The following is a 6,000-nucleotide window of genomic DNA, read 5'->3' as shown; positions in this document are numbered from 1 at the left end:
GGGTGGGGAAGCCGCCGGTGACCAGCTCCAGCAGCTCCACGGTCCCGATGCCCTGCCGGCCGCCCTCCGCGGCGGGCGCGGCGGCCAGCACCGGGTGGAAGGTGCCGCGCGCGACCGCGCGCTCCAGGTCGGCGACCAGCGTCTTGACGTCCACCTCCTCGCCGCCGAGATAGCGGTCCATCAGGGTCTCGTCCTCGCTCTCGGCGATGATCCCCTCGATGAGCCGGTCGCGGGCCTCCTCGATGAGCGGCAGATGCTCGGCCTCGGGCGGCCGCTCCACCCGCTCGCCCGAGGAGTAGTCGAAGACGCGCTGCGAGAGCAGGCCGATGAGACCGGCCACCGGCGCGTGCCCGTCCGGGCCTTCCTCGCCGTGCAGCGGCAGATACAGCGGCAGGACGGCGTCGGGGTCGTCGCCGCCGAAGACCCGCTGGCAGATCGCCGTCATCTCCTCGAAGTCGGCGCGCGCCGACTCCAGATGCGTCACGACGATCGCCCTCGGCATGCCGACCGCGGCGCACTCGTCCCACACCATGCGGGTCGAGCCGTCCACGCCGTCCGCGGCCGAGACAACGAAGAGGGCCGCGTCCGCCGCTCGCAGACCGGCCCTCAACTCCCCGACGAAATCCGCGTATCCGGGGGTGTCCAGGAGATTGATCTTGATCCCGCCCCATTCCACCGGTACGAGGGCGAGCTGTACCGAGCGCTGCTGCCGGTGCTCGATCTCGTCGTAGTCGGAGAGGGTTGTGCCGTCCTCGACCCGGCCGGCCCGGTTGGCCGCGCCCGATGTGAGCGCGAGGGCCTCCACCAGGGTGGTCTTCCCGGCTCCGCTGTGGCCGACCAGCACCACGTTCCGAAGGGATGAGGGCCGGTCGGCCGTCGCTGCCCTGCCGGCGGCCCCGGGGTGAGTGTTCGTCTTGTCGCCCATGTGCCTCGCCTCCCGGTCTGCACCTGTTGCGGTTCTTCGAGACCTGTTGCGGTTCTTCGAGCTTTCCACCGCTGTCACTCGCCGTCCATACGTCGTACCCCCGCGACGCCCCGGGTGCGCTGCCGCAGCAGGCCCGCCGCTGGCTACGATGGACCCGCGCCGGCGGCCGCAAAGGGCCGCACGGCCCCACCGACCCTCGGGAAGGCCATGCTGAACAAGTACGCGCGTGCGTTCTTCACGCGTGTTCTCACACCGTTCGCCGCGTTCCTGCTGCGCCTCGGGGTGAGCCCCGACGCGGTGACCCTAGTCGGGACCGCCGGAGTGGTGGCGGGCGCGCTGGCCTTCTTCCCCCAGGGCGAGCTGTTCTGGGGCACCGTCGTGATCACCCTCTTTGTCTTCTCGGACCTCGTGGACGGGAACATGGCCCGGCAACTGGGCCGGTCCAGCCGCTGGGGCGCCTTCCTCGACTCCACCCTCGACCGGGTCGCGGACGCCGCGATCTTCGGCGGCCTCGCCCTCTGGTACGCGGGCGGCGGCGACAGCATCGCCCTCTGCGCGGTCGCCATCTTCTGCCTGGCCAGCGGGCAGGTGGTCTCGTACACCAAGGCCCGCGGTGAGAGCATCGGACTGCCGGTGAAGGTCAACGGCCTGGTCGAGCGGGCCGAGCGGTTGGTCATCTCCCTGGTCGCGGCCGGCCTCGCGGGGATGCACACCACGTTCGGCGTGCCCTATCTCGAGATCCTGCTGCCGATCGCGCTGTGGCTCGTGGCCGTGGGCAGTCTGGTGACGCTCGGCCAGCGCGTGGTCACCATCCGCCGGGAGGCCGCGGAGGCGGACGCGGCGGGGGAGACCGCGACCGCGCAGGGGAGCGAGGCGCCATGAACCAGCCCATCGCACAGCGGGCCGCGCACACCCTGACCGACAGCCTCTACGGGCTCGGCTGGAGCACCGTGAAGCACCTCCCCGAGCCCGTCGCCGTACGGCTGGGGCAGCGGATCGCCGACACCGCCTGGAAGCGGCGGGGCAAGAGCGTGCTGCGCCTGGAGTCCAACCTGGCCCGTGTCGTGCCGGACGCCGGCCCCGAGCGGTTGGCCGAGCTCTCACGCGCGGGCATGCGCTCCTACCTGCGCTACTGGATGGAGTCCTTCCGGCTTCCCGCCTGGAGCGCCGAGCGCATCAGCACCGGGATAGAGATCAAGGACATCCACCTGCTGGAGGAGGGACTGGCGTCGGGCAAGGGAGTGGTCCTCGCGCTGCCGCACCTGGCCAACTGGGACCTGGCCGGGGCCTGGGTCACCACCGGCCTCGGCGTGCCCTTCACGACCGTCGCCGAGCGACTCAAGCCCGAATCGCTCTACGACCGGTTCGTCGCCTACCGCGAGGGTCTGGGCATGGAGGTCCTCCCGCACACCGGCGGCAGTGCTTTCGGCACCCTCGCCCGGCGGCTGCGCGCCGGTGGTCTGGTCTGCCTGGTCGCCGACCGCGATCTGTCCGCGTCCGGGGTCGAGGTGTCCTTCTTCGGCGACACGGCCCGCATGCCCGCCGGCCCCGCCATGCTCGCCCAGCAGACCGGGGCGCTGCTGCTTCCGGCCACGCTCTGGTACGACGACACCCCGGTCATGCGGGGCCGGGTGCACCCGGCCATCGAGGTCCCGGAGTCCGGGACCCGCGCCGAGAAGACCGCCGCCATGACGCAGGCCCTCGCGGACGTCTTCGCGGCCGGGATCGCCGAACACCCCGAGGACTGGCACATGCTCCAGCGGCTGTGGCCGAAGGACCTGGAGCCGCGGAACGGCGGCCCCGCCGCCGCGGGCTCCGGAACGGAGAAGCCTTGAGGATCGGCATCGTCTGCCCGTACTCCTGGGATGTGCCGGGCGGCGTCCAGTTCCACATCCGGGACCTGGCCGAGCATCTGATCCGCCGCGGCCACCACGTGTCCGTGCTCGCCCCGGCCGACGACGACACACCCCTGCCCTCGTATGTCGTCTCCGCGGGCCGGGCCGTGCCCGTGCCGTACAACGGCTCGGTCGCGCGTCTCAACTTCGGCTTCCTGTCCGCCGCGCGAGTCCGCCGCTGGCTCCAGAACGGCGACTTCGACGTGCTGCACATCCACGAGCCCGCGTCGCCGTCCCTGGGACTGCTGTCCTGCTGGGCGGCGCAGGGCCCGATCGTCGCCACCTTCCACACCTCGAACCCGCGCTCTCGCGCCATGGTCGCCGCCTACGCGATCCTGCAGGCCGCGCTGGAGAAGATCAGCGCGCGGATCGCGGTCAGCGAATACGCCCGGCGCACGCTGGTGGAGCACCTCGGCGGCGACGCGGTGGTGATCCCCAACGGCGTGGACGTGGGCTTCTTCGCCGCCGCCGAGCCCAAGCCGGAGTGGCAGGGCGAGACCATCGGCTTCATCGGCCGGATCGACGAGCCCCGCAAGGGACTGCCGGTGCTGATGAAGGCACTCCCCGCGATCCTCGCGGAGCGGCCGGAGGCCCGGCTGCTCGTCGCGGGGCGCGGTGACGAGGAGGAGGCCGTCGCCGGACTGCCCGAGCGGATGCGGGAGCGCGTGGAGTTCCTCGGCATGGTCAGCGACGAGGACAAGGCGCGGCTGCTGCGCAGCGTCGACCTCTATGTCGCCCCCAACACCGGTGGCGAGAGCTTCGGGATCATCCTCGTCGAGGCCATGTCGGCGGGCGCCCCGGTCCTCGCCAGCGACCTGGACGCGTTCGCGCAGGTGCTGGCCGGGGGAGAGGCCGGTGAGCTCTTCACCGCCGGCGACGCGGACGCGCTCGCGGCGTCGGCCCTGCGCCTCCTCGGCGACCCTGCCCGCCGTGCGGAACTGCGCGAGCGCGGCAGCCGCCACGTACGCCGCTTCGACTGGTCCACGGTCGGCGCGGACATCCTGGCGGTCTACGAGACCGTCACCGACGGTGCGGCCTCGGTCGCGGCCGACGAGCGGACCACCGGCCTGCGCGCCCGCCTCTCCCGCGCGCGGGATTAGGGAGACCAAGGGGGCCAGGGGGACCGATGGGATGGGCGGGACCAGTCGGCGCCCCAACTCCCCGACCGTTTCCGCCGCTTTCCTCAGCACCCTCTGCAATGCCGCCATGATTCCCCCTCGGTGCCGGCGCTCCCCGTGAGCACCGTGTACTTCTCATACACCGTCGACCGCCGCGAGGTTTCACGCTCTCCCGTCCGACTTCCGCGGGCAGGTCCGGGCGTTGGCGGGGGCGCCGGTAATCTTGCGGCCCGTGACCTCCTCTCTGATCTGGATCGCGGTGGCCCTCGCAGCGGTCGGCCTGTACCTGAGCTGGACCGCCGGGCGCCTCGACCGGCTGCACGCCCGCATCGACGCCGCGCGCGCCGCGCTCGACGCGCAGCTGCTGCGCCGGGCCTCGATCGCCCAGGAGGTGGCGACCTCGGGCGTCCTGGACCCCGCCGCGTCGATCGTGCTCTACCAGGCCGCACACGCCGCCCGGCAGTCCGAGGAGGAGCACCGCGAGGTCGCCGAGAGCGAGTTGACCCAGGCGCTGCGCGCGGTCTTCGCCGAGGCCCCGCAGGTCGAGGCCGTACGGGAGGCGCCGGGCGGGGAGGAGGCGGTCGGCGAGCTGACGGCGGCCGTCCGCCGCGTACCGATGGCCCGGCGGTTCCACAACGACGCGGTGCGCGCCGCCCGCGCCCTGAGGCTGCACCGCAAGGTCCGGTGGTTCCGGCTCGCGGGCCACGCCCCGTTCCCGCTCGCCTTCGAAATGGACGACGAGCCTCCGGTCGCGCTCACGGGCCGGGCCGACCACTGACCGGGCCGAGCCTGCCGCTGCCGAGCTGTGCCTGCCGCTGCCGGAGCCGAGTCGGCCACTGGTCGTGCGGCGTGCCGAGGCTGCCGCTGACCGGGTGGAGCGGGCCACCGGGCGGCAATTGGCCCTTGTCGTGACCTGGCCGTCCGCGCTTTTGTCTACTCCGTAGCAGTCCAGTCCGTAGCAGTCCAGCCGCCCAACTGGACCGGATGGCCGGTCGGGGTCGGGTATCGAACGGGCCTACGATGGGCTCGTCGCACGTACGTCATCGAGTGAGGTCAAACCGTGTCATCCACGCCCACCAGCACGTCCGCCAACGCCTCCACCGGGACCCCCGAGACCGGCACCGCGCGCGTCAAGCGCGGCATGGCCGAGCAGCTCAAGGGCGGCGTGATCATGGACGTCGTCACCCCGGAGCAGGCGAAGATCGCCGAGGACGCCGGCGCGGTCGCGGTCATGGCGCTCGAGCGCGTGCCCGCCGACATCCGCAAGGACGGCGGCGTGGCCCGGATGTCCGACCCGGACATGATCGAGGGCATCATCGGCGCGGTCTCCATCCCGGTCATGGCCAAGTCCCGGATCGGCCACTTCGTCGAGGCCCAGGTCCTCCAGGCGCTCGGCGTCGACTACATCGACGAGTCCGAGGTCCTCACCCCGGCCGACGAGGTCAACCACAGCGACAAGTTCGCCTTCACCACGCCCTTCGTCTGCGGCGCCACCAACCTGGGCGAGGCCCTGCGCCGCATCGCCGAGGGCGCGGCCATGATCCGCTCCAAGGGCGAGGCCGGCACCGGCAACGTCGTCGAGGCCGTGCGCCACCTGCGCCAGATCAAGAACGAGATCGGCAAGCTGCGCGCCCTGGACAACCACGAGCTGTACGCCGCCGCCAAGGAGCTGCGCGCCCCGTACGAGCTGGTCAAGGAGGTGGCCGAGCTCGGCAAGCTGCCGGTCGTGCTGTTCTCCGCCGGTGGTGTCGCCACCCCGGCCGACGCCGCGCTGATGCGCCAGCTCGGCGCCGAGGGCGTTTTCGTCGGCTCCGGCATCTTCAAGTCCGGCGACCCGGCCAAGCGCGCCGCCGCGATCGTCCGCGCGACCACCTTCTTCGACGACCCGAAGGTCATCGCGGACGCCTCCCGCAACCTGGGGGAGGCCATGGTCGGCATCAACTGCGACACCCTTCCCGAGTCGGAGCGCTACGCCAGCCGCGGTTGGTGAGCGACCGCTCCAAACGGTGGGCGGCGCTCGGCAGTTGAGCCCGCCCACCGGCCGTTTCCCCGCCCGTAAGGC

At 72.3% G+C, this 6,000-nt stretch carries 6 protein-coding genes; 5 read left to right on the top strand and 1 reads right to left on the bottom strand.

Going from position 1 to position 6,000, the window contains the following annotated elements; all coding sequences use genetic code 11:
* Nucleotides 1–925: GTP-binding protein (locus AOK16_RS09870; RefSeq protein WP_157859166.1), on the bottom strand; the 925-nt coding region annotated here is incomplete at its 3' end.
* 207 nt (nt 926–1,132) lie between these two features.
* Between AOK16_RS09870 and pgsA the strand changes: the two genes are divergently transcribed.
* The 5 genes from pgsA to pdxS all read left to right on the top strand — a co-directional run bounded on the left by pgsA (nt 1,133) and on the right by pdxS (nt 5,928).
* Nucleotides 1,133–1,807 carry a phosphatidylinositol phosphate synthase gene (gene pgsA / locus AOK16_RS09865; RefSeq protein ID WP_055471868.1) on the top strand — a complete coding sequence of 225 codons (675 nt, stop codon included), beginning with the start codon at nt 1,133–1,135 and terminating at the stop codon, nt 1,805–1,807.
* Nucleotides 1,804–2,760 carry a phosphatidylinositol mannoside acyltransferase gene (locus AOK16_RS09860; protein WP_055471867.1) on the top strand — a complete coding sequence of 319 codons (957 nt, stop codon included), beginning with the start codon at nt 1,804–1,806 and terminating at the stop codon, nt 2,758–2,760. The genes pgsA and AOK16_RS09860 overlap by 4 nt, the downstream gene beginning before the upstream one ends.
* Nucleotides 2,757–3,920, top strand: coding sequence for a glycosyltransferase family 4 protein (locus tag AOK16_RS09855; RefSeq protein WP_055471866.1), 1,164 nt, complete (start codon nt 2,757–2,759; stop codon nt 3,918–3,920). Before AOK16_RS09860 ends, AOK16_RS09855 begins: the two co-directional genes overlap by 4 nt.
* A 250-nt stretch (nt 3,921–4,170) precedes the next feature.
* Entirely contained in the window at nt 4,171–4,716 is a 546-nt protein-coding gene (locus tag AOK16_RS09850; RefSeq protein WP_055471865.1) for a LemA family protein, read from the top strand.
* A gap of 282 nt (nt 4,717–4,998) precedes the next feature.
* Nucleotides 4,999–5,928 (top strand): pyridoxal 5'-phosphate synthase lyase subunit PdxS, encoded by a 930-nt coding sequence (gene pdxS, locus AOK16_RS09845; RefSeq protein ID WP_055471864.1) that lies wholly within the window; start codon nt 4,999–5,001, stop codon nt 5,926–5,928.
* Nucleotides 5,929–6,000: the final 72 nt, after the last annotated feature.

The sequence above is a fragment of the Streptomyces pathocidini genome (genome assembly GCF_001418495.1).
In the GTDB taxonomy this organism is placed as follows: Bacteria; Actinomycetota; Actinomycetes; order Streptomycetales; family Streptomycetaceae; genus Streptomyces; species Streptomyces pathocidini.
Note: the sequence above shows the minus strand (reverse complement) of the source record. Positions and strands in the feature narration are given on the sequence as shown.